Genomic DNA, 22,809 nt, shown 5'->3' on the forward strand with positions numbered 1-22,809 from the left:
GATATGGGTATAACTCATATTATTAGAGGTGACGATCATTTAACCAATGCAGCAAGGCAAATTGCTATTTATCAGGCTCTCGGTTATGAAGTACCGAGCATGACTCATATTCCGCTAATTCATGGAGAAGACAGAGCAAAATTATCAAAAAGACATGGAGCCTTAGGCGTTGAAGCTTATAAAGATATGGGATATTTACCGGAAAGTTTGTGTAATTATTTATTGCGTCTCGGATGGAGTCACGGTAATGATGAAATTATATCAATGACTCAGGCTATAGAATGGTTTAATCTTGATTCGCTCGGTAAATCACCTTCTAGGCTTGATTTTGCTAAAATGAATAGCCTTAATGCTTATTACTTAAGAATGCTTGACAATGATAGCTTAACTTCAAAGACTGTAGAGATATTGAAACAAAATTATAAGATTAGTGAGAAAGAGGTAAGTTATATAAAACAAGCCATGTCAAGCTTGTTAGTTAGAAGCGAAACATTATTAGATTTAGCACGGCTTGCTCAAATTTATCTCGTAGATTCGCCCATCGTCTACAACCAAGATGCAAAGGGAATTATAGAAAATTGTGATAAAGATTTGATCAAGCAAGTTACAGAAGGTTTAAACAAGATTGAGCAGTTTGATAAGGAATCCGTACAGAATAAATTTAAAGAAATAGCAGCAGCAAACGGCTTAAAGCTGAGTGACATTATGAAGCCTGTAAGAGCTTTAATAACCGGCATGAACGCATCACCTAGCATATTTGCAATTGCAGAAATTTTAGGAAAAGAAAATATTTTAAAAAGGCTAGAAACTATATGAAAGATTGTATAAAAAAAGTTGCTTTTGTTCTTAGTGGATTATTTATAATAACCGGTACTTTTATTGTATACAAAGTAGAAAAGGTCGATGCTTCATCAGCACCAAAAAAGTACGGAGCTTGGACTTTAAATTGTACTCTTAATGATGAGAAAAAACAACTTTGCTTCTTATCACAACAAATTAATAATCTAGAGAACGAAAAGGAAATATTAGCCATTTATCACATAGGTTATTTCAATGGGGAGCAAGAAGAACAGGAATTAAAAATAATAGAAATAGTCCCGTCAAATGTTCAAATTCCGGCAGGTACAGTTATTAATAGCGGTGACAAACGAATAGCAGCCGGAAAATACGTAAATTGTACGATAAACGGCTGTCAGGCTTTGGCTGTTATTAAAAAAGACGATCTAGACATGATTTTATCTAATGATAATTATATAGAACTAATTACCGCAGACGGCAAACAAGCTAAAATTTCCTTTATAAAAGACGGCTTAAAGGAGGGTCTAAAAGCTTTGAGTAGATAGTAACGGAATTTAAGCATTGTTGCGTGGACTGTTTTTCGTCGTCATTGCTAGGCGACAATCTAGAAAAAGTAATAAAAAATTCTGTAAATCAGAATTTTTAACTGGATTACTTCGTCAATTACTTACGTCATTTCTTTGCAATGACGATTTAGGTATCCATGCAAACAATGCCATAAGCCGCTTAAAGCTCATGACAATTTGCTAATAAGTTACCTAATTGCATTAACAATGATCTCCATGTCCTTCACCGCCTAAGCTTGCTTCATATTCAAGAACCCATGATTGATGAAATGCCATGCCGGTATCAGCTACTATCCATCTTTCTAAAAGAACATGAAATCCTGCTTCCCTTTCCGACAGAATTATTAAATGATTTGTAGAAGCAGGTAATAGATAACTCCAAAATGGTTTTGCTTGGCTTATATTTTGATAAAATGTCTTAAGCTCATTAAAAGTTAGTCTTTGAGAAAAATCAGTAAGATGATCAGTAATCTCATATGAATAACCACGTGTTTTATATGCCATGCTATAATCCCAATGTATATCAAACTTGTCACCAGCTTTTACTTTATGAACATGATGGCACTTGCTTCCATCTCTCCAATCAAATATTTTGTCAGATGAAAATTGTCGCATTTATACATTAGTATCATTAACAGAATCTCTCTTATCTTCTTTTCCACCGCTAAGAAGGATGCCACTCTTTAATGCTGGTGCACTTACAGCATCATCAGGAAAGTCAACATCACTAAGAAAGTTTTTTCCTCCTGCCATCTCATTTTTCTGTGAGCTATCCTTTAACAACTTTAACTCTTCACAAACTAAAGCCATTGTCTTAGGTCAGGTTACTGCCCAATGATATGGGGTAACACCTAAAACATGCGAAAATTTCTTATCGTACTCTGCTTTATTAGGAGCTATTTTGTTATCAACTAGTTTTTTTAGTCATAATTTACCTATTAATTTAAATTATATTTATGATATATATCAATAGATTGAATAATCATCTACCTTTACAATTAACAATGCTTACTAAATTTTTAATATATTGCAAGAAATTATAAAACACTAAAGGGAAAAAATATTTGAGAATAAATAAAAAATGCTTTTCTTTTTATTAAACTTTATTAACTATTGTTATATTTTGACTGAAGCTACTAACTATTATTATACTGATATATTCAATTTATTATGTTAATGAAAATTAATATTAATTTAATATGACTGTAAAATCACAAAAATATAATCCTATTTACAAATCAAGATATAGTGTAACTTGCGCTTAAGCATTGATTATCGATAAATTTACAAAATAAATATCATATCTTGCTAAAATCTTATTAATTTTCTTATAAAAATATTTTATACTAATTGTATGCATATACTCCTTTTAAAAGAAGTTTAAATAATTAGTAGGTTTATGGAAGATATTGATGTTTGGCAGAAAAAATTTGAGGTTTGTGATTATAGTAAAAAACTAATTGATCGAATTAAATATTTGAATACTATAGTAGACTCACCTATAGATATAGCAGAAATTAAAAAAGGTCTTTATTATACCCGTAAATATCATGCTTCTCAAATGCGTCAATCAGGGGAACCTTATTATTCTCACCCTATAGAAGTTGCAATTATGATTGCAGATTTTACTGCTCTTGAAGCTCCTAAACTGTATAAATCATATATGATAAATGTTGCCCTTCTTCATGATACTATAGAGGATACAATACTTACACATGCTGATATTAGCAAAATTTTTGATAAGAATATTGCCAATAGCGTAGAACGTTTAACAAGAATTAAGCCGTACGGTAAAATTAGCTCCAGCGAAATGTTAAATTTACTAATACAAGAACAAAGATATGATATTGCACTTATTAAAGTGTTTGATCGCCTACATAATTTACAAACTATAAATGCTAAATCTACGGAAAAGGCTTTAGAAACAGTACAAGAAACTATAGAAAGCTTCTTACTCATAGCAGTTTATTTAGAAATACGAACCGTAGAACAACAACTATCAAATGTTTGCACTAATTTTATCAAGCAACATTTCCCTTCAGAACAAAAAGAAATATTTCAAAATATCGGTTTACGAAATTTCTTTTTTAAACTTCAAAATAATACAAAATAAATTAAAGAGGATGCAATACTACTTTAGAAAGAAAGTGTATATTAGCTAAACACTATTGTTATATTTCCAGTGCGCAGCTTCACCGCTCTCTGCATGATAATGCATCTTATGATCACGTATTTGTATCTCTATTTTATAATTATCCTCAGTTGTAATAATAGTATGTAAAGATTTATAGCCGTTTGGCTTAGGATTAAGAATATAATTTTTAAATTTATCCTTTTCATGCACATAAAGAGCATGAACTACTTTTAAAGCTTTATAACATTTCTCTTCATCTATTACCACTATTCTTATCGCAAAAATATCTGTTAATTCTTCTAACTTTATACCCTTACGATATAATTTATATAAAATTGATATTGGATGTTTGATCCTACCTGTGATTTGAGCAGTAATATCATGTTCAGATAAATTATGATTTAAATGTTTAATAACCCCTTGGAGCAAAACTACCTCCTTAATTTATACTAATTTAGTTAATAGTTATACTTATGAATAATTAAACACCCATTAAAAGCAATAAACTTGATTAAGTTCTATTAATATTTCTAATTAATGTGCTATTTTTAGCAAATATTAATAAACCTCAGCGTTAGTTGGATATTAATAGGAAAAATTAAGCTTCTGGCGAGCTTCGCACTACCCTACCCCATTATTTTTATCTTTTAGAAGCTAATCTTTTTAAGTTTTACATATAAAATTTAAATTATCTTATTTTAGCCTTTCTTAACTGTATAGATTATAAGGTTTTTTTAAAATAATAATAGTAATTTTTCTAAAACCTTACTAATTTTAGTTAGCATAGTTAACCGACCAAAAGCTAAAAACTTTTATTACTAATTTTTTAAATTAAACGAACATATATAAGCGTGCCTATAGCTTCAACAAGAAATCTATTCTTAATAATTAAGGCAAAACTGCTTTAAACCTTTTGATCTCCTATATAGGACTGTAACAAAATAACTTTAATTGATAATTAATAAGATTTTTGAGAGGATAACTATCCCTATTTCAAAAAACTTATAATTTGCAATTAAAAAGCATTTAATGAGCTTTAAAATTATTTTGTTAACAGTTTCATAGGATAAATGCCAAAGGTTGAGCCATTATAATTAATTAAAAAATATTTGTAATCATTTATTGAAATCATTATAAGAAACTCTGTATTTTATTTTTTAAGGAAGAGTTTTATTAAAGAATTTATTTTCAAATTAAACAAAGAATTGCTTTAAAACCCATTTATTGCATACATCAGTTTTTCAGTATCTTACTGCGACTTGATAATATGTTGTACGGTACGTTGTTAAAATCATTATTATAAACAGGCATTGCCTGCGTAGACCACAAAACGTACTCGGTGTCATACCGTGGCCTGTCCACGGTATCCAATAAAACAACTAAAAGTACTAATAATATTAGTACTTTTAACTAGACTACGTGGTCAAGCCACGGGGTGACGACGGTAAAACCGATCCATGCAGCAATATCTCCTCGCAATGACGGGAACAAGCAATGCAATAAGACGTTAGACCTATTGCATAACCTATCTTATGGAGATATAGACTTAGAAATCCATACCGCCCATGCCACCACGCATTGGCGGCATTGAATCTTCTTTATCAGAAGGTTCATCAACAATTAAAGTTTCCGTGGTAATAATTAACGAAGCAACGGAAGCAGCATCTTGAAGTGCAGTACGCACTACTTTAGCCGGATCAATAATTCCTGCTTTAATCATATCGACATATTGCATATCTTGAGCATTAAAGCCATAATTTTTATCCTTATGTTCTAATAATTTACCGACTACTACGCCACCGTTGTCACCGGCATTTTCAACAATCTGTTTTAGCGGATCCTTTAAAGCTTCTATTACTATCTCAATACCTGCTTGTTGATCCTTATTCTCGACTTTAAGCTTTGTTAAAGTTTGTGATGCATGAAGTAATGTTACACCGCCACCGGCAACAACACCTTCCTCAACTGCAGCACGTGTTGCAGCAAGTGCATCTTCAACACGATCTTTACGCTCTTTCACTTCAACTTCCGTAGCACCGCCAACCTTTAATACGGCCACACCACCGGAAAGTTTAGCTAAACGCTCTTGTAGTTTTTCTTTATCATAATCAGAAGTAGTTTCAGCTATTTGAGATTTAATTTGTAATACCCTATCCTCAATATTTTTCTTATCACCATTACCGTCAACAATTACAGTACTTTCTTTAGAAATTGTTACTCTTTTTGCCGTCCCTAGATTTTTAATACTCACATTTTCAAGCTTCATACCTAAATCTTCAGTAATAAGCTCACCTTTAGTTAGGATAGCAATATCTTCCATCATTGCTTTTCTTCTATCACCAAAACCTGGAGCTTTTACTGCTGCAACTTTTAAACCACCACGTAATCTATTGACTACGAGCGTTGCAAGAGCTTCGCCCTCAACATCCTCAGCAATAATTAATAACGGGCGTTGTGATTGTACTACAGCCTCAAGTATAGGTAACATCGGTTGTAAATTTGATAACTTTTTCTCAAATAGTAAGATGAAAGGATTTTCAAGTTCAGCAACCATTTTCTCGGAATTCGTTACAAAATATGGTGATAGATAACCCCTATCAAACATCATACCTTTAACTACTTCAACATCGAAGCTAAAATTCTTTGCTTCTTCAACGGTTATCACGCCTTCTTTACCGACTTCCTCCATTGCCTTAGCAATTTTCTCACCAATTTCCTTATCACCGTTTGAAGAGATAGTACCAACCTGTGCGATTTCCTCTTGGCTATTGATTTTTTTACTGGATTTTTTAATTTCTTCTACTACTGCGTTTACCGCTAAATCCATACCACGCTTTAAATCCATAGGATTATAGCCCGCTGCGACTAACTTATTACCCTCACGAGCTAATGCTCTAGCAAGTACCGTAGCTGTAGTAGTACCGTCACCGGCTACTTCTGCAGCTTTTGTGGCAGCTGATTTTAATAGCTGAGCTCCTGCATTTCTAATTTTATCTTTTAACTCGATCGATTTTGCAACCGTCACACCGTCTTTGGTAATTTTCGGTGAACCGAATGATTGCTCAATAAGTACATTTCTGCCTTTTGGACCTAAAGTAACTTTTACTGCATCTGCAAGTATGTCAATGCCTTCTAGCATTTGCTCACGAGCTTTTGAACCGTGTTTAATAAGTTTTGTTGCCATATTTAATTTCTCCTTAAAACAAATAATTAATTAATAATACCAAATACGTCGCTTTCTTTCATAACGATCAATTTTTCACCTTTAATTTCAATTTCGGTACCTGCCCATTTACCGTATAAAACTTTATCACCTACTTTTAGCTCTAAAGGATGAATTTCACCTTTTTTATTACGAATACCGTTACCTACGGCTACTATTTCACCTTGCATCGGCTTTTCTTTTGCGGTATCAGGAATAATAATTCCACCTTTAGTTTTTTCTTCGTGTTCGATAGGCTTTATTGCAATTCTATCATGTAATGGTTTAAAAGACATTTTAACCTCCAATTATTAAATCGTTAAATGTACATACTATATATATTTTATTTTTGCTAGTTCAAGGGGCAAGAATAATTTTTTTTACTGACCTCTTTCAAATTCTTCTTTGTTTATACAAGAGGCCTACTCTTGCTCAAAATCCTCTAAGCTAGTGCCGTGGTTAGTTTTGTGCCATTGGAAAGGACAGAAAATTATTTCAAATACTGCTTTATATGAAGCTACGGTATGTAATATGAAATAACTAGTCTATAAGATCAAAGCTACTATATCCTGAAATTTTACTTTTCTGCTTTTTAAAGAATTCTTTAATATATACAGAGCAGTACTATAAAGATATAAAAGCGAAAAAATACTATTAACAAGCCATAAATAATTAATTATAGAATTTTTATTTATAACAATAGAAAATATTATAAAAGTAAACTCCAAACATTATAGGTAGATAAGCCGATAAAAATATAAATTGTTATTATTTGAGGTAAAGTAAATTTTCAGTATTTATCTTTTTGTACTTTAAATACAAAAAATGTTTGCAGAAAACCTTTAATCCAGCGGGATCTTTGGTTTAGCCAATTACCTAAACTATTCGGAGCTTCTTCTAGAGTATAGGAATCAAGGATAGCTACTTTATAGTTCTGTGAGTAAATTCTTATACCAAGCTCGGCATCTTCCGTTACATTATCAGCATCCTATCCGCCAAGCTTATTTAATATATCCGTTTTAAAATGATTACTAGTACCACCAAGAGGGGTAGGAAGTTTTAATAAACTTAATCATTGCAAGATATATTTAAACCATAACTATATTCCATATTAAACATTTCGGTTCAAATATTCTCATTTTTATTATAAAAATTGAGCTTATCCTGAAGACAAACATATTCATCAGATAAACTTCTAAACGTTGTTAGAGCTTTAAGTAGATGTTCAGGTTTGTCGCAGCATCATGTACTACTAGATACTCACCACGTGAATATTCTAAAGCATAATTTAAGAGCCTTCGGTTTAGTTCTTGGTAGACTTCTTGGAACAAGTATAACATGAAAATAAGACGGTACATTATATAAGGCTATTTCTTTAATCATTAGATAATCATCATCTTCGATAATAATTTTAACGTCTAGCTTATCTTTTGTATAATTTAATTAATGAAATATTTTTTATTATTGACCTTAACTTACTTAATTCTTTATATAACGATACTAAAACTGTATAGATCAGTAAAGCTTTCGCCTCATTCTGAGAAATTTGTGATTCCACCTGATTATTTTGGATGCTACTTGATCTGTTGTCTAGGCAAGGCATTGTTGTGCGCAGCGATGCCATCGCTGTCATCCCGCGACTTGATCGCGGGATCCAATTAAAAATACCAATATTAGTATTTTTAACTATTTTCTGGATACCGTGGTCAAGCCACGGTATGACACCGAATATGCTTTTTAATCCTTGCAATCCTACCTAAGGCAATTCCCTTACTGCCCTTATAAACAACAGGGATTTTAAAATATTTTGCAAACAATAACTTATATTATTAGCAACATGAAATAAAACCGGCAGATAAATCAATATGGCTATAAACACGACAAAAAATATTATTACTTTATTGGTATAATTAATATTCTTAGCAACAATTGGTCCCACTGTCAATCCAAGAGCATATTTTGCTTTGATACTAGTTAAATGAGCAAAACTTTTTTCTAATAATTTATAAACATAATATTTCTTGATTAGCATTATGATCTAAAAATATTATTATTACCAAACAATATTTTGAGATCATTTATAGCAGTTATTTATTTTATTACCGTGAACATCTTCATATATAAAATAACCATTCACTACATAAGTTTGTATATAAGAATAATTATAAATTTTAATATAAGAAATATTGCTTATTAGCGGCAATATTTTATTTTCATTATCAATCATTATCTCATTATCAATAATTGCTTCTTCGATAATAGTTTTTAAACTATTAATTTGTTTTTACCCAATAAGTTTTATCTTTGATTATTCTTAAGATTACATCTGCGTCTATACATCTAACCATGCTGAAAAACTTATACCTGATATTTTATATTTCTTATTTGAAAGACTGTGATCCCAAAAATAACCGATTTGAGTCATTAATGAATTTCTATTCTCTTTACCGAAATTAATTATCTTTGCAATTCCTAGCTGCTCATAAACTAAATTATCATATACATAGCCGTAATTTTGCCGAGTATGGTATTTTGTAAAACTTGTAAGCATTATACCGTTTTTCAATTTAATCCCTTCACAAGTAGAAAAATTATAATACATCTTCTTAGAGCCAAGATTATTAATTGAATGTCTGAAGCTAAATATATTTTGGTTAAAGATAGTAACAGAGAGGATATTTTTAGACATTCCCATTAGTAAAGATATCTCTCCTAAAAAATCTTCTTTAAGTTTTTTACTCTTACTCATTAAAATTTTAGGCTGAGCAGAAATAACAAAATCTTTATCTTCAAATAGCTTCAATTGATAATAAATAGAAGCATCCGTGCTTATGTTTTTTTCATTCAAAAATTTATCTTCTTTGTACAAAAAATGTACTCCTATATTCTGATTATCAGTAATACCATATTCTATTGAACTACTTGCAAATTGTTCATCTTGGTAAGATGATAATTCTATTATCTTCTGCTCTAATCTTTTTATTTGCCGCAAGATTTTTGCATGAAGACTCGGCTGATCACTTACTTTTTTTGAGGGACGCCCATGGATAAGTTACTCTTTCTCTCAGGTATAAAACTGCTTCTTCTCTTTGCTTTTTCTCGTTTTTTGATATCTTATTAACTTTATTACCCTCCACAATATCTCTGTATCTTTCCTGCTCTAACAACCATGCCGAGGCATGTACCTTATTAATATCAAAAATATCCCCCCGATAAAATAACAATTGGATCTAATCAGCGGGTCACGTTTAAAAGCTTAGGTAATATTGGGGCATTAATCTTAGGATCACATAGTAGTGTTAAAGTAACAGGTCTTAATCATAAGGTATTTATAAATAATACCAATCGAGATAAGATAATTATATTATCAGGTGAAGATACTAATTTTTATGATAATCCCTACGCTTAAATTTAAGTGTGAATAGGTAACATCATTGCGAAGAAATTACGTAGTACTTGACTAAGCAATCTCAGGAGTTTATTATTATTTCATGAGATTGCCACGCAGCCTACGGCTGCTCGCAATGACGGAGTAGTATCCGCTCGGGCAATGCCTCGCAGAATGACATCAAGAGCATTTTACCGCCCCACAAAATAACACCTCTAAGCCCCAAGCAGCACTTGATTTTGTAGTTTAAATAATTCTGCCGTACCGCCTTTAGCAAGTTTTAACATTGCTATAAACTGCTCTTCGGAAAAAGGTTCTTGCTCTGCCGTGCCTTGTACTTCAATTAAATTACCATTACCTGCAAATACAAAATTACTATCCACTGCAGCATCACTATCTTCTAAATAATCCAAATCTAGTATCACCTCACCTTTATATATCCCGCAAGAAACAGCTGCAATTTGACTAATTAACGGATTTACCTTTAAAATTCTCTTTTTCATCAATGATCTAATAGCTAGGTGTAATGCTACATAGCTTCCTGTTATCGCTGCCGTTCTAGTACCACCATCAGCATTAATAACATCACAATCTATAATAATCTGCCTCTCACCTAGTTTCTTCAAGTCAATTACACATCGCATGCTTCTTCCTATCAAACGCTGTATTTCTTGGGTTCTTCCGCCTTGCTTCCCTTGTGCTGCTTCTCTTTTAATACGCTGGGATGTAGAGCCTGGGAGCATGCCGTACTCAGCGGTAACCCAACCTTGATTCTGCCCTCGTAAAAACGGTGGTACGGTAGTTTCGCAAGTAGCACTACACATGACATGCGTATTACCGATTTTAATAAGACATGAACCTTCCGTATTAATAAGCGGTGATAATTCTAATGAAATAGGACGTAATTGGTTGCTTTTTCTTCCTGACTGTCTCATAATATAATTTGTACTCCATAAGTAAAAATAAGTAGTATACTCGTTTAATTTTTCAAATTAAACGAGTATACCATTGAAAAAATTTTTATTATATATATTATAGCTCAAAAAAGAATATAAATATAAAGTCAATAATATGATAGATGATAATATAGAAAATAATGAACAAACCATAAATGATATTGCTGAAGAGATAGTTGAAACAGCAAATCCGGAAATAACAGAGTTAAAAGCAGAAATTGAAGAGCTAAAAGATAGACTAATTAGGGCTACTGCTGAAATAGACAATACAAGAAAACGTTTAGAAAAAGCACGTGACGAAGCAAAAGATTATGCAATTGCTACATTTGCTAAAGAGCTATTAAATGTTAGTGATAATCTTTCAAGAGCATTAGCACATAAGCCGGCAAATTCTGATATAGAAGTCACAAATATTATTGCAGGCGTTCAGATGACTAAAGATGAACTGGATAAAATCTTTCATAAACATCATATTGAAGAAATAAAGCCGGAAATAGGATCAATGTTCGACTATAATTTACATAATGCAATTTCGCAGATAGAACATCCTGATCATGCACCGAATAGCATTATTACTTTAATGCAATCAGGATATAAAATTAGAGATAGGCTGCTTCGCCCTGCTACCGTACAAGTAGCTAAAAAATCTTAATACTAAGATAGAATTTCAAAAATTGGCATTGTCGTTCTACAAGAGCTTCGGTTCGAACTATATTAAGTATATGCTGCGATCCGCACCTTATGCACTCCTAGCTCTTTTTGAAGTTGATCTTCGTATAGAAAATGGAAAAAATAATATGAATAGAGCCGCTATATTTTGGCTAGTTTTTTTAGGGCTTTTTATAAGCGGTTTTATGCTAATTTCAGACGCAATAAAACCATTTTTTATCGCATTTATAATATCTTACTTACTACAACCTGCTGTAGGTTTTATCGCATCAAAATTTAAAATATCAAATAAATTTGCATCAAGCATAATTTATCTGATATTTTTGAGCATATTTTTCTTAAGCTTAACTATTTTAGTGCCGATAATTTATGGACAACTTTCTACTTTTATAAATAATATTCCAAAATATAAAAATTATTTACAAGCAGAAATATTACCGCCTATAATGGCAAAAATTTATTTGATAGAACCTGATATTGCCGATAAAATTAAGAATTCTTTAAGCAATTTTATAAATAGCATATTTACTATACTTGGCAGTATTGCTAATAATTTTTGGCGTTATACCATTATTACCATTAACATATTTGTTTTATTTTTACTTATACCTATAATATTATTCTATTTTCTACATGATTGGGCTAAAATTATTGCAAACATGCAATCATTATTACCTATAAAAACCCGACCGAAAATTCTAGAAATATTATCGGCAATTAATAATCTGTTATCTGCTTACATAAGAGGACAGCTAAATATTTGCTTATTATTATCTACTTATTATAGTATTGCATTTACCGTAATAGGTATTGATCTTGCTCTTTTACTTGGCATTTTAACAGGATTTTTAGTTATTATTCCTTTCCTTGGTACTTTTATATCGTTTCTTTTAACTCTAATTATTGGCTATTTAACTTTTGGTGTAACTACCAAATTACTATATATAATGATAATTTATCTAGTTGGAAATATTTGTGAGTCTTATATCTTAACCCCTAAAATTATCGGCGATAAAATAGGGTTACATCCTCTTTGGATTATATTCTCGATTTTTGCCTGCGGCAGTTTATTTGGAATTATTGGAATATTTTTTGCTATACCGATTGCAGGGATTACAAAAATTTTACTCTTGAATCTAATTAAATTTTATAAATTTAGTAAGTTCTATCGAACAGACGGCTAAGTTATAATATTATTGTATGATTTTTAACAAGTGTCTAATGTCATTCCCGCAACAGCCGGAATGAAATAGAGAAGTATAAAAATGACCCCCTCGACCTACAACAATGCTGCTAAGGATTAATAAATGCAGCAATATATATTTCGTTTTACTACTTCTAATAAATATCATCCTGATGAGTTTATTGTTTCTAGTTCTAATGAGCAAGCTTATAATATTGTAAAAAATTGGCAGTGCAGCTTTGGCGTTAATCCTTATAAATTTACTGTATTAATTAAAGGGCCTTCTTTATCAGGAAAAACTTATTTAACCAAAATATGGCAAAACTTAAGCAATGCCTATATTATTAAAGATAGTTTTTTTAATGAAGAAATTTTAGAAAAATACAATGCTTGTATCATTGAAGATATTGAAAACTGGCAAGAGCCGGCATTACTTCATATATTTAATATTATTAACGAAAAACAAAAATATCTTTTACTTACCTCATCTGATAAAACCAGCAACTTTACTTTACCCGATTTATCTTCACGTATTAAATCAGTACTTAGTATAGCATTAAACTCACCTGACGATGAATTAATCAAAATTCTAATATTTAAGCATTTTTCTATTTCTTCGGTCACAATATCCGGACAGATAATAGATTTTCTTTTAGTAAATTTGCCTAGGGAATATTCTAAAATTATAGAAATATTAGAAAATATTAACCATTTTGCTTTAATTTCTAAAAGAAAAATAACAACTTCATTAGTCAAAGAAGTTTTAAATAACTATAATCATAAAATATTGTAACTTTTTCCTTGACTTTAAATCTTCTCAAGATAACCTTTCTATCAATTAACTTTTTAGAAAAAATTGCGTTGGGATACAAACAAAAACAAAAAAATTTAAATAGAGAACCAAAACAGACTATAGGCTTATTATCCATAGTACTTTTTTAGAGTATTTTAATCTTATGCTATATGTTCATATGGCAGTACTTACTTAATGATCTTTTCTTTCCGCAATATGATACTCACGTTCATCGCCTTCTTGCAGCTTTTTCTTTTTGTTCTACTTTTATTTTAGATTCTTGGAAGCTTTATTATTTGACTGGATAGGCGATAATATAGGTTGGAAATAACAGTCATTATTACCACTATTTTAATGTCGTTTTCTTGCGTCGTTATGGCTAATCTTCCTACTTATGGACCAAGTAGGTGCTAGTACCGCTTGGATAGTAACAATATGCCTTATAGTGCAAGGTATGTCGTCCATGGGAAAAAGAGTAGGAGCAGCATTATATTTAACGTAATCCGTAAGAATTCCTAAACGCTTTCCTGCCATAGCATTTGTAGGGATATGTACCAGCTTAGGATTAACTGTCGCCCTTGGCGTAGCAACCTTAGTTACATCCTATGGCTTTAATTGGCGTATCGCATTTTGGGGTAGGTGCAGGAATTGCTTTAGGTAGTGCTGCTAGGACTACTTTACGTGAAACACCGGATTTTGTTGATGCTAAGCGTAGAACAAGAAACGATAAAAGACAGTAATATAATTGATGTAGCAGAGATAAAAAATAACCATGTATAGCAGGAAAAAGTTAATAAGAAGACTGCAATCTATTATTTTTTAATACAACTAGCACAACCGATATGATTCTATTTTGCTTATATTCATTGTAGTAATATACTTCAAGATTCATTACACTATACCGCTGAAGCAGTAATACATCAAAATTTCATTATTTCTATGTAAAATTTTTTATAGCACTAGCACTTACGTGTTTATGTTATAAGTTTCACCCATTAAAAATTTTAAAAACGCAATTGGTAATATTTTTAACTTTTCTGCTATTTAGTCCATTAATATTGGATAATATAACATAAGGCTAGCAAATTCTCTTAATTCAACTAATTGTAGTTACTTCTTCTCCAAGTGAATTTCCGGCAATTCCAATATTTTATAAAAGTTTTCCGGTTTTTAAACGATTTACCTATGCCAGCTTTATATATGCTTCTTCACGAGCCGCTATGTACGTAATTAGTTCTTTTGGGCTTGTTTATTTAACAAAACGTTTAATAATTTAGAATTGTTAATGATAGTAATTCCTATTATTATAGGCTATAGTCGCGGTATATCACATTTTAAAAAGCTAGAAGTTGAAGCAGGAAATTATTATTGAATATAAAAGGCGAAATGCGGCTTTCACCTTTTATATAAATTAAATTAGTTATATACTTTATCTTCTTTAGCTAATTCGGTTTTAATTATTTCAAGCAGAAAAAAAAACTTACAATATTCTTCAAGCTTTTCGTTTATTTTTTGCAGCTCATCTAAAGCACTACTAAAATCTTCTTGTATTAAATAGGTTTCTACAATTTTATTCTGCTCTAATGTTTTAAGCATGATATCTTGTAACAATTTATTATAGTGATTTTCTAACTTAGGTGTATTTGACATAATGATTAATAAATAACTTTGTATTTTAATTAATATATGAATTTTTTAATAATACAATAACTTTTAGTTAGTTTATGTTATTATTTATCTCTCTTTGCTCTATTATCACTAATTCATGATAAAGATTTACCTTAAATTTGCATTTTAAGTAATTTAATTATAGATCATTATTAACAAATTTTAATCATTATCTATAATGCACCTTAAAACAGATTAAAGGCATACAAATAGAGCGAATAGAATGGCAAGACTTATAGAAAAGAAAATAAATATGCACAATCACTAGCAAAAGATTTAGATATTGTAAAGGAGCAGAAAAAAGGCATCATATAATAATATAGACACAGCACCTAAAAAGCGGCCTCCAATATTTATAAGTATGGATGATATAGAAGTTATACACAGGCGTAACTTGGAGCGTATCATTTCTCAAGAAACAGTAAAAAGTAAAGATGATTTATATATACATAATGATCCTAATCAAACGAAAGGTAAAAATACTCAAAATACCAAATCATTATTTATAGCATCGGTTATAACAAATGGAATAAGTAATATAGTAAACGTAGCAGGGGTATCTGCAGCTATAATCGGTGGTGGTGTAGCACAAATAATTTCATCAATAAATATAGTCTTACAATCATTAAAATGTTCTAAAGATTCGGTAAATCAGATTCAGGATAGAATAAAGTTAATTAAGGAGTTAAACCATAATATTAATCAAGAAAAACAAAAAACAGATATAGGTAATTATAAAGATATCCAAGAATTAGCAGAGATAGGATATAAACAAGCTGTTCAAACTGAAGCATTAACCGCTTTATTACAAGATAAGAATTACGTTAAATTTACCGATCAAGAAAAACAACAAAGATTTAATCAGCTTAGTAAAGCAATAACACTAAGGACAGCATTAGAATATGCTGCAAAAAAATAACATCACAAAATATAATAGACGTACTAAAAGATATCAATAGAACACATAATCCTTTTTATAAACAACCAGAACAAATAACTACCCATAAAAGCGTGTTAACAACAGCAGTTAAAAATACAAATACTAATGATCATAAGGAATATAAAACGATACAATTAAAAAAGAAATTAGAACTAAGTGGCACAGAAAATATAGTAAATAGCATTGGGAAACAATTAATTAATAATAATACTATTGCTAATAAAAATACAGATACACCAAATAATTATATAAAAAGAATTGCAAAAAAAAAGACTTAGGGTTAATAAGGTAAAATAGGAAATCATCAATAAACCTCTTGCATAACCTAATCTTATAAAGAGTTAGTACTGGATTGACGTACAAATATTTTTTCTTTCAATTAGTTTATTATCATATTATTAAATCATTAATGAATAAGTAAAAATAAGCTAATGGTAAGTTGTATTTCGCTTTCTTATTTATCGTATAAAACGAAATTTCCTATTGATTTTTATATAAAACAGTATAATTTTTTTACAATTTAACTTTTGTAAAGACATTATGCTCGGCTATGAGAAAGAACAAAGAAGCTTAACACGTAAGCAACAAGAAGCAATAGGACTAATATGTTTTGGAACATTTTTTATATATACATATGGCAGTAGTTATCAATGAATTATTTTTTCCTAAAACTGATACTCAAGTTGCTTACCTTTTATCTGCTACCGCATTTTGTTCTACTTATTTATTAAGACCATTTGAGGCTTTGGCACTTAGATGGATAGGTGATAATATAAGTCGTAAAGCAACTGTTATTATTACCACATTTATAATGGCTATATCATGTTTTATTATGGCTACTTTACCTACTTATGCAGAAAAAGGCATCGTAGTTTCATGGATTATGATAATTTGTCGTATGTCTCAAGGTGTCTCTTCTATGGGAGAAAGAGTAGGAGCTGAGTTATATGTTACTGAGACTACTAAACCACCCGTTCAATATACCTATGTGGGTATAATAAATATAGCTGCTCAGTGGGGTGGCATTATGGCATTAGCATTTGGTATTATGAGTATTACCTACTTTTATTGGCGTTATACCTTTTGGGAAGGAACTATAATAGCTTTAGTAGGTTTTATAGCAAGAACTAATTTACGTGAATCAACGGAGTTTATAGATGCAAAATGTCGAATAAAAAACACTTTAGAAAATTTTGGAATAAATGATAAAGAATTATCATTTAAAGAATATGTAGAAGAGAAAATGAACATAAAAACTATTTTAGCTTATTTCTTTCTTGTAAATTCTGGGTCTGCTTGTTTTTATCTTACGTATATTTATTGTGCATCATTATTAAAAACAAATTTTAATTATACTGCACTTGAAATTATAAAAAATAATTTTTGTCTTGCTATTGCTCAATTAATCTTAATGATTACATTAGTGTTGTTAACAAAAAATTCATCCTCTTAAATTATTAAAAGTTAGAGCAATTATATTTTTAATTTGTATGTCCTTTAGCATTTTTTACTAAATAATATAACTACTTCTTTAAGTTTATCTAAAATTCAATTACTATTAGTTATGATGAGTATAACCACCAGTACTGCTGCATCAATACTTTATAAAAATTTTCCAATATTTAAAAGATTTACGTTTCCTACTCTTATGCGTTTTCATCAATTTTTATATACGTAGTTACTTCGTGTGGCATAGCTTACTTAGTAAATATGTTAGGAACTTACGGAATTCTTCTTATTATACTACCGGTGGGTGTAGCGTTCTACTGGGGAGTGACACATTTTGAATCACTTGAAAAAGTTTGGTATAATTATTAGAGTTAAAAATCTATGCTTTCAAGTTTAATGCGCTTAAATGAGTTTGTTGTTTAAATATATTCCAACAAAGTTGAAAATATATTCCAACAAAGTTGAACCAATATATATTCTATTGTATATATCTCAAGATATGCACAAACTTATAAAAAGCTCATTAAGGTTTCTTTTATTATTTTTTTTAGCTTTCTCAGGTGATTTAGTGCCTAAAGTCTGTATATTATGGACTCTATCAAAAAGTTTTATAAGTGCTGTATTATATCTTTTCTGTTTAATTAATAGATTTAAGCTTTCTTCAGCAGTGATTTTTCCTTAAGGTTTAATTCTAGTTAGACCTTCTACATGTTTCGCTACCTCTGCTCCAAAAATGCCGTTAATCATTTCCCTCAGTTAATTCTGTATCCTCAATAGTATCATGAAGTAAAGCAGCTTGTAGCATTATGGTTGTAAAAAGCTGAGGCACACTTCTTCAGTTACAAACTCCGCAAGCATAATCATCACCTCAATCGGATGAGAATAATAAGGATCACCTGATTGACGCCTTTGAGAACCGTGATATTTACGAGCGTAGTAGATACCTTTTTTAACCTCCTCTATATCAACAGGATTTTGTCTTTAGGGTTTAAATATTCGAATTTATTAAGTAATTTTTTAGCGTAAACGCATACTTCAAACTTTTTTTCCAAGAACTTAATCTGCCATAAAAGTTATTTTTTATTTTTGTTAATAATAGTTGATTACAATTAAAGCAAAAATTAAAAAATTGTAATAACAAATAATTTTTTCATTTTAAATATATTAACAACTTTTGGTTATTTTGTATTTTAGCAACTATCATTTTAATTTATTAGCTGCTTTAACTTCTACGTCCTCTCACAATTTATATTTTGCTATTTTTTTGAAAAACTAGTAAAATAACAACAAAAGTAATAAATAATGCGGCAAAGAATTAGAGTAGAATGCGAAAAGGTCCCAACAAGATAAATTTAAAGGCGAGCTAACTAGGCGTATATTAACATATGAGCAAAAGCTATAGTACAAAATTCGCTTGTATCAAGCTTTATGAATTATGCTGTATATGAAAGATTCTAAAAACTCCTTTTTATGAAATTAGAAAATTTATTTAGTGTCATATCATAGCTTGTTGACCACGATATAGCATTATTACGTGGATCAATTCCACTCATATCATCCTAACTCGCTTGACCGCAGGTTTCAAAAAGGATAGCAAACTAATGTAATATTATAATGAAATACGTAACTACGACTAAAGTGAGATAAAAAAATATAAACTGTTATACCGGGACTTGTTCCCGGTATCCAGAAACCTTAAAAAGTTTTAGATTCCATGGTCAAGCCAGGGGATGACAAATTAATAGCATACCATTTTTATTTAACCCTAGCTATATCAATCTCTAAATGGACAATCTCTTCTCGTTTTCTTCTTGTCAACGAATTACGTAAACTTTATTAGACTTCTTCGGAAATGAGGATTTAGAGAGGAATTTGTAAAAAGATACTTCACTTCAAACCGGAGTTGAACGTACATACTAATATGTAAGAATGAGTGGTAAGGATCGACGTACAAATTACCTCTAGAAGTAGAGTTTCCGAAGAGGTCTATTGTATGATACTAAGCGTACCTCCTGATCTATGCAACAAAACACTATAACTGAAAAAAGAACGTAGAAATTTAGAAAAAATAATTAAAAATACTAATAATTTTAGTATTTTTAACTGGATTATCTTGCCAATTACTCCGTAATTTTTTTGCAATGGCATTAAATTATTAACTATATATACTTAGTTAAAAATGCCATTTCACAAAGACACCGTTTTTCTTGATAGGTTTAACTATTGTAACATTTAAGGCTGAAAAGCTTCAGTTTAAGCTTCATGTATTATTTGATATTTTCGTTGAAATACTAAAAACTTTCGATTGGTGGGCGATGACGGACTCGAACCGCCGACACTCTCGGTGTAAACGAGATACTCTACCAGCTGAGCTAATCGCCCATATTTCTTATTAATAGTAAAATAACATTATTTATAATTAATAAGAAGCATATATAAGTAATTTAGCAAAATTTTATTAGTTCTTGCTTTTAAATTACCTATAAGGTGTTATTTACTTTCGTTCAAACTTTTTATTTGTTTTGATAACCTACTGATTTTTCTTGAAGCGGTATTTAATTTAATTATATTTTTTTTCACACCTTGCATTATCTTAGACTGAGCAATAGATAAAGCTAAGTTAGCATTTTCTTTATTACCAAGACTGATTTCATGTACAACTTTCTTGATAAAAGTTTTTATTGCACTAGATCTTTTTTTATTGATTAGAGTTCTTTTTACTGTTTGTCTATCAGCTTTTTTTGCTGAAGAATGATTAGCCATGACCAAGTCCCTTATATTTTAATTTTTAATTTCTTCATTAGCAACTTGCTGTATATTTCCTTTAGCATTAATATCTCGATCTACAAACTCAATATATGCTATCGGTGCTAAATCACCATAACGGAATCCGGCTTTTATTATTCTAGTATAACCGCCATGTCTATCTTTATATCTAGTACCTAAAATATTTATAAGCTTTTCTACTGCTTTTTTATCTTTTATTTTTGATAAAACACTTCTTCTTACCGTTAAATCAGCTTTTTTAGCTTTAGTAATTAGAGTTTCAATGTAAGGTCTTAATTCCTTAGCTTTTGGTAAAGTAGTTTTAATTTGTTCATGGGTTACAAGTGCCACAGCCATATTAGCAAGCATTGCTCGCCTATGACTACTTGTTACGTTTAACTTTCTACCTTTAATTTTATGTCGCATTTTTATTAGTCCTTAATTATAAGAATCTTCATAACGTTTAGATAATTCTTGAATATTTTCCGGTGGCCAATCCGGTACATCCATACCGAATCTTAAATTAAATTTTGCCAATATTTCTTTAATCTCATTTAAAGACTTCCTACCGAAATTTGGAGTTCTCAGCATATCAGATTCCGTTCTTTTTACTAGATCCCCTATATATATTATATTATCATTTTTCAAACAATTTGCCGATCTAACCGATAATTCCAATTCATCAACTCTCTTAAGTAAATAAGGTGAGAACGATAAAACATCAGTTTTAACTTGCTTATCTTCTTCCTGTTCTTCAAAAGAAATAAATAATTGTAATTGCTCTTGTAAGATACGTGCAGCTAAACCTACAGCCATTTCAGGTAATAAATCACCGTTAGTTTCTACAAACATAATTAATTTATCATAGTCGGTAACCTGACCTACCCTAGTATTTTCTACCTTATAAGTAACACTCTTTACCGGGTTAAATAAAGCATCTATAGCTATTTCACCAATAGGTAAATTATCCTCATAGCTATTTGTGCTAAGTACATATCCTTTACCAACCTTACAAGTTAATTCCATTTCAAGCTGCTTGTTCTTAGCTAGATTACAAATTATATGATCCGGATTCAGTATTTCTACATCATGCCCTGTTTCAATCATACCGGCCGTTATAACACAAGGTCCCGTTGTTTTTAATTTCATGATACGTTTTTCCGCAACATGCATTTTTACTTCAATACCTTTAATGTTTAAAATTACTTCCGATACATCTTCTTTTACACCGGGTATAGAAGAAAATTCATGTTCTATAGCAGGAATTCTTATAGAAGTGATAGCCGCTCCTTGTAAAGAAGAGAGTAATACTCTTCTCATAGCATTACCGAGTGTTAAACCAAAACCTCTTTCTAAAGGTTCAACTACAATTTTAGCTTTATTATTGGTTTCCGGCAAATTTTCATAAGCGACTTTATTCGGCTTTATTAAAGTATTCCAATTTTTACTTAACGATAACATTTAATACCTATGATTCTCTTATACTCTTCTTCTTTTTGGCGGTCTTACTCCATTGTGAGCAATTGACGATACATCTAAAATTGACGTAACCACAAAATTTTGTCCGAATAAAGCTCTCATTGCTGATTCACGCTGAGCTCCCGGTCCTCCAATCCTAATAGAAATAGTTTTTAGACCATTTTCTTTTGCTTTTTCCGATGCTCTATCAATTGTTACTTGAGCTGCGTAAGGTGTTGCTTTTCTTGCTCCTTTAAACCCATTACCTCCTGCCGATGCAGAAGAAATAGTATTACCTTGGATATCAGTAAATGTTACTATAGTATTATTAAATGATGCTCGGATATGCACAACACCAAGAGTGATAGTTTTTTTCTTTTTCTTAACTTTAACCGTCTGATTCATTATTTATACTCTATACTTAAACTATTATTTTACAGCTTTTTTCTTTCCGGCTATCGCAATAGCTTTACCTTTTCTAGTTCGAGCATTAGAATGCGTGTTCTGTCCTCTCACCGGCAACTTACGTATATGTCTAAGCCCTTGATAACATCTTATATCTTTCTTCTTCTTAATGTTCAGCGTAACTTCTCGTCTTAAATCACCCTCAACTTTATACTCACTTTCAATAATATTACGTAAGCTTATTAACTCTTGATCCGTAAGTTCCTTAACTTTCTTATCTTTCGATATTTTTGCTTTATTACAGATCTCTGCTGCCATAGCAGGTCCAAGACCGTAAATGTAAGTTAAACTCACAACTAAACGTTTATTATCGGGAATATTAACATTTGCAATTCTTGCCACAAATAATCTCCAAAATTTTACTAGTAACTAGA

General features: G+C 30.5%; 28 protein-coding genes, 1 tRNA gene and 1 pseudogene. 10 read left to right on the plus strand and 20 right to left on the minus strand.

Annotation, left to right across the window (positions count from 1 at the left end; genetic code table 11):
• Both A452_RS0104605 and A452_RS0104610 read left to right on the plus strand, forming a co-directional pair.
• Positions 1–816 (plus strand): glutamate--tRNA ligase (locus tag A452_RS0104605; protein ID WP_017208600.1); only part of this gene is annotated, 816 nt, incomplete at its 5' end.
• Positions 813–1,343 (plus strand): invasion associated locus B family protein, encoded by a 531-nt coding sequence (locus tag A452_RS0104610; protein WP_014412493.1) that lies wholly within the window; start codon positions 813–815, stop codon positions 1,341–1,343. The genes A452_RS0104605 and A452_RS0104610, both read left to right, overlap by 4 nt.
• A gap of 222 nt (positions 1,344–1,565) precedes the next feature.
• Here A452_RS0104610 and A452_RS0104615 read toward each other — a convergent pair whose 3' ends face one another.
• Together A452_RS0104615 and A452_RS0104620 are read right to left on the minus strand one after the other, a co-directional pair.
• On the minus strand, positions 1,566–1,979 hold the full coding sequence (locus A452_RS0104615) for a lytic polysaccharide monooxygenase (RefSeq protein ID WP_014412492.1): 414 nt from the start codon (positions 1,977–1,979) through the stop codon (positions 1,566–1,568).
• Positions 1,980–2,174 carry a hypothetical protein gene (locus A452_RS0104620; protein WP_014412491.1) on the minus strand — a complete coding sequence of 65 codons (195 nt, stop codon included), beginning with the start codon at positions 2,172–2,174 and terminating at the stop codon, positions 1,980–1,982.
• Between the two features lie 589 nt (positions 2,175–2,763).
• On the opposite strand from A452_RS0104620, the gene A452_RS0104625 reads away from it, so the two are divergent.
• Complete coding sequence (locus A452_RS0104625; RefSeq protein ID WP_014412490.1) at positions 2,764–3,477, plus strand: HD domain-containing protein; 714 nt, start codon at positions 2,764–2,766, stop codon at positions 3,475–3,477.
• 45 nt (positions 3,478–3,522) lie between these two features.
• Here A452_RS0104625 and A452_RS0104630 read toward each other — a convergent pair whose 3' ends face one another.
• The 10 genes from A452_RS0104630 to rph all read right to left on the minus strand — a co-directional run bounded on the left by A452_RS0104630 (position 3,523) and on the right by rph (position 11,023).
• Entirely contained in the window at positions 3,523–3,927 is a 405-nt protein-coding gene (locus A452_RS0104630; RefSeq protein WP_014412489.1) for a bifunctional (p)ppGpp synthetase/guanosine-3',5'-bis(diphosphate) 3'-pyrophosphohydrolase, read from the minus strand.
• 1,117 nt (positions 3,928–5,044) lie between these two features.
• The gene (groL, locus tag A452_RS0104635) at positions 5,045–6,682 is read right to left on the minus strand and encodes a chaperonin GroEL (protein WP_014412488.1); all 1,638 of its coding nucleotides are present in this window, start codon (positions 6,680–6,682) and stop codon (positions 5,045–5,047) included.
• Positions 6,683–6,708: 26 nt separating this feature from the next.
• Positions 6,709–6,996 (minus strand): co-chaperone GroES, encoded by a 288-nt coding sequence (locus A452_RS0104640; RefSeq protein ID WP_014412487.1) that lies wholly within the window; start codon positions 6,994–6,996, stop codon positions 6,709–6,711.
• 494 nt (positions 6,997–7,490) lie between these two features.
• The gene (locus A452_RS13010; RefSeq protein WP_410524393.1) at positions 7,491–7,652 is read right to left on the minus strand and encodes a hypothetical protein; all 162 of its coding nucleotides are present in this window, start codon (positions 7,650–7,652) and stop codon (positions 7,491–7,493) included.
• 471 nt (positions 7,653–8,123) lie between these two features.
• Positions 8,124–8,450, minus strand: a complete 327-nt coding sequence (locus A452_RS13015; protein WP_017208602.1) for a hypothetical protein — start codon at positions 8,448–8,450, stop codon at positions 8,124–8,126.
• Between the two features lie 6 nt (positions 8,451–8,456).
• A complete protein-coding gene (locus A452_RS13020) occupies positions 8,457–8,732 on the minus strand; it encodes a hypothetical protein (RefSeq protein ID WP_017208603.1) in 276 nt (91 codons plus the stop codon).
• A 42-nt stretch (positions 8,733–8,774) separates the two neighbouring features.
• Positions 8,775–8,927, minus strand: a complete 153-nt coding sequence (locus tag A452_RS13025; protein WP_017208604.1) for a hypothetical protein — start codon at positions 8,925–8,927, stop codon at positions 8,775–8,777.
• A gap of 105 nt (positions 8,928–9,032) precedes the next feature.
• Complete coding sequence (locus A452_RS0104660) at positions 9,033–9,569, minus strand: hypothetical protein (protein ID WP_037197501.1); 537 nt, start codon at positions 9,567–9,569, stop codon at positions 9,033–9,035.
• A gap of 148 nt (positions 9,570–9,717) precedes the next feature.
• Positions 9,718–9,924: a hypothetical protein gene (locus A452_RS0104665; RefSeq protein ID WP_017208606.1), complete on the minus strand. Its 207-nt coding sequence runs from the start codon at positions 9,922–9,924 to the stop codon at positions 9,718–9,720.
• A 379-nt stretch (positions 9,925–10,303) separates the two neighbouring features.
• On the minus strand, positions 10,304–11,023 hold the full coding sequence (rph, locus tag A452_RS0104670; protein WP_014412486.1) for a ribonuclease PH: 720 nt from the start codon (positions 11,021–11,023) through the stop codon (positions 10,304–10,306).
• 136 nt (positions 11,024–11,159) lie between these two features.
• Between rph and grpE the strand changes: the two genes are divergently transcribed.
• The 4 genes from grpE (at position 11,160) to A452_RS12580 (ending at position 14,429) form a co-directional block, all read left to right on the plus strand.
• Positions 11,160–11,696: a nucleotide exchange factor GrpE gene (gene grpE / locus A452_RS0104675; RefSeq protein ID WP_014412485.1), complete on the plus strand. Its 537-nt coding sequence runs from the start codon at positions 11,160–11,162 to the stop codon at positions 11,694–11,696.
• A gap of 145 nt (positions 11,697–11,841) precedes the next feature.
• Complete coding sequence (locus A452_RS0104680) at positions 11,842–12,897, plus strand: AI-2E family transporter (protein ID WP_014412484.1); 1,056 nt, start codon at positions 11,842–11,844, stop codon at positions 12,895–12,897.
• A gap of 123 nt (positions 12,898–13,020) precedes the next feature.
• Entirely contained in the window at positions 13,021–13,689 is a 669-nt protein-coding gene (locus A452_RS0104685; RefSeq protein ID WP_014412483.1) for an HdaA/DnaA family protein, read from the plus strand.
• A gap of 605 nt (positions 13,690–14,294) precedes the next feature.
• Entirely contained in the window at positions 14,295–14,429 is a 135-nt protein-coding gene (locus tag A452_RS12580; protein ID WP_014412482.1) for a hypothetical protein, read from the plus strand.
• A gap of 676 nt (positions 14,430–15,105) precedes the next feature.
• On the opposite strand, the gene A452_RS0104705 is transcribed toward A452_RS12580, so the two are convergent.
• Complete coding sequence (locus tag A452_RS0104705; RefSeq protein WP_014412480.1) at positions 15,106–15,339, minus strand: hypothetical protein; 234 nt, start codon at positions 15,337–15,339, stop codon at positions 15,106–15,108.
• A 379-nt stretch (positions 15,340–15,718) separates the two neighbouring features.
• Here A452_RS0104705 and A452_RS0104710 point away from each other — a divergent pair, with 379 nt between their 5' ends.
• The 3 genes from A452_RS0104710 (at position 15,719) to A452_RS08440 (ending at position 17,750) form a co-directional block, all read left to right on the plus strand.
• Positions 15,719–16,276 (plus strand): hypothetical protein, encoded by a 558-nt coding sequence (locus A452_RS0104710; protein ID WP_014412479.1) that lies wholly within the window; start codon positions 15,719–15,721, stop codon positions 16,274–16,276.
• 92 nt (positions 16,277–16,368) lie between these two features.
• Entirely contained in the window at positions 16,369–16,575 is a 207-nt protein-coding gene (locus A452_RS0104715) for a hypothetical protein (RefSeq protein ID WP_014412478.1), read from the plus strand.
• A gap of 356 nt (positions 16,576–16,931) precedes the next feature.
• Positions 16,932–17,750 carry an MFS transporter gene (locus tag A452_RS08440; RefSeq protein ID WP_238533856.1) on the plus strand — a complete coding sequence of 273 codons (819 nt, stop codon included), beginning with the start codon at positions 16,932–16,934 and terminating at the stop codon, positions 17,748–17,750.
• 415 nt (positions 17,751–18,165) lie between these two features.
• Here the strand turns inward: A452_RS08440 and A452_RS12100 are convergent.
• From A452_RS12100 to rpsM, 7 genes and pseudogenes are all read right to left on the minus strand, one after another.
• Positions 18,166–18,807, minus strand: a pseudogene (locus A452_RS12100) (HD domain-containing protein).
• 1,245 nt (positions 18,808–20,052) lie between these two features.
• Positions 20,053–20,128, minus strand: a tRNA-Val gene (locus A452_RS0104725).
• Between the two features lie 108 nt (positions 20,129–20,236).
• Positions 20,237–20,509: a 30S ribosomal protein S20 gene (gene rpsT, locus A452_RS0104730; protein WP_014412473.1), complete on the minus strand. Its 273-nt coding sequence runs from the start codon at positions 20,507–20,509 to the stop codon at positions 20,237–20,239.
• Positions 20,510–20,527: 18 nt separating this feature from the next.
• Positions 20,528–20,938 (minus strand): 50S ribosomal protein L17, encoded by a 411-nt coding sequence (gene rplQ, locus A452_RS0104735; protein WP_014412472.1) that lies wholly within the window; start codon positions 20,936–20,938, stop codon positions 20,528–20,530.
• A 12-nt stretch (positions 20,939–20,950) separates the two neighbouring features.
• The gene (locus A452_RS0104740) at positions 20,951–21,973 is read right to left on the minus strand and encodes a DNA-directed RNA polymerase subunit alpha (RefSeq protein WP_014412471.1); all 1,023 of its coding nucleotides are present in this window, start codon (positions 21,971–21,973) and stop codon (positions 20,951–20,953) included.
• 18 nt (positions 21,974–21,991) lie between these two features.
• Positions 21,992–22,375, minus strand: coding sequence for a 30S ribosomal protein S11 (gene rpsK / locus A452_RS0104745; RefSeq protein ID WP_014412470.1), 384 nt, complete (start codon positions 22,373–22,375; stop codon positions 21,992–21,994).
• Positions 22,376–22,399: 24 nt separating this feature from the next.
• Positions 22,400–22,777 carry a 30S ribosomal protein S13 gene (rpsM, locus tag A452_RS0104750; protein ID WP_014412469.1) on the minus strand — a complete coding sequence of 126 codons (378 nt, stop codon included), beginning with the start codon at positions 22,775–22,777 and terminating at the stop codon, positions 22,400–22,402.
• Between the last annotated feature and the right edge of the window lie 32 nt (positions 22,778–22,809).

The organism is Rickettsia australis str. Phillips (assembly GCF_000273745.1).
GTDB classification, from domain to species: domain Bacteria; phylum Pseudomonadota; class Alphaproteobacteria; order Rickettsiales; family Rickettsiaceae; genus Rickettsia; species Rickettsia australis.

Bases quoted from the DNA above. Each gene is read 5' to 3' on its own strand.
- A452_RS12580 (WP_014412482.1), top strand. From the start codon at position 14,295: ATGGCTTTAATTGGCGTATCGCATTTTGGGGTAGGTGCAGGAATTGCT.
- A452_RS0104625 (WP_014412490.1), top strand. From the start codon at position 2,764: ATGGAAGATATTGATGTTTGGCAGAAAAAATTTGAGGTTTGTGATTAT.
- A452_RS0104740 (WP_014412471.1), bottom strand. From the start codon at position 21,973: ATGTTATCGTTAAGTAAAAATTGGAATACTTTAATAAAGCCGAATAAA.
- A452_RS0104615 (WP_014412492.1), bottom strand. From the start codon at position 1,979: ATGCGACAATTTTCATCTGACAAAATATTTGATTGGAGAGATGGAAGC.
- groL (WP_014412488.1), bottom strand. From the start codon at position 6,682: ATGGCAACAAAACTTATTAAACACGGTTCAAAAGCTCGTGAGCAAATG.
- grpE (WP_014412485.1), top strand. From the start codon at position 11,160: ATGATAGATGATAATATAGAAAATAATGAACAAACCATAAATGATATT.
- A452_RS0104710 (WP_014412479.1), top strand. From the start codon at position 15,719: ATGGATGATATAGAAGTTATACACAGGCGTAACTTGGAGCGTATCATT.
- A452_RS0104705 (WP_014412480.1), bottom strand. From the start codon at position 15,339: ATGTCAAATACACCTAAGTTAGAAAATCACTATAATAAATTGTTACAA.
- A452_RS0104620 (WP_014412491.1), bottom strand. From the start codon at position 2,174: ATGGCTTTAGTTTGTGAAGAGTTAAAGTTGTTAAAGGATAGCTCACAG.
- rph (WP_014412486.1), bottom strand. From the start codon at position 11,023: ATGAGACAGTCAGGAAGAAAAAGCAACCAATTACGTCCTATTTCATTA.
- A452_RS0104610 (WP_014412493.1), top strand. From the start codon at position 813: ATGAAAGATTGTATAAAAAAAGTTGCTTTTGTTCTTAGTGGATTATTT.
- A452_RS0104680 (WP_014412484.1), top strand. From the start codon at position 11,842: ATGAATAGAGCCGCTATATTTTGGCTAGTTTTTTTAGGGCTTTTTATA.
- A452_RS0104685 (WP_014412483.1), top strand. From the start codon at position 13,021: ATGCAGCAATATATATTTCGTTTTACTACTTCTAATAAATATCATCCT.
- rpsK (WP_014412470.1), bottom strand. From the start codon at position 22,375: ATGAATCAGACGGTTAAAGTTAAGAAAAAGAAAAAAACTATCACTCTT.
- A452_RS0104640 (WP_014412487.1), bottom strand. From the start codon at position 6,996: ATGTCTTTTAAACCATTACATGATAGAATTGCAATAAAGCCTATCGAA.
- rpsT (WP_014412473.1), bottom strand. From the start codon at position 20,509: ATGGCTAATCATTCTTCAGCAAAAAAAGCTGATAGACAAACAGTAAAA.
- A452_RS08440 (WP_238533856.1), top strand. From the start codon at position 16,932: ATGGCAGTAGTTATCAATGAATTATTTTTTCCTAAAACTGATACTCAA.
- rplQ (WP_014412472.1), bottom strand. From the start codon at position 20,938: ATGCGACATAAAATTAAAGGTAGAAAGTTAAACGTAACAAGTAGTCAT.
- A452_RS13020 (WP_017208603.1), bottom strand. From the start codon at position 8,732: ATGCTAATCAAGAAATATTATGTTTATAAATTATTAGAAAAAAGTTTT.
- A452_RS13025 (WP_017208604.1), bottom strand. From the start codon at position 8,927: ATGATTGATAATGAAAATAAAATATTGCCGCTAATAAGCAATATTTCT.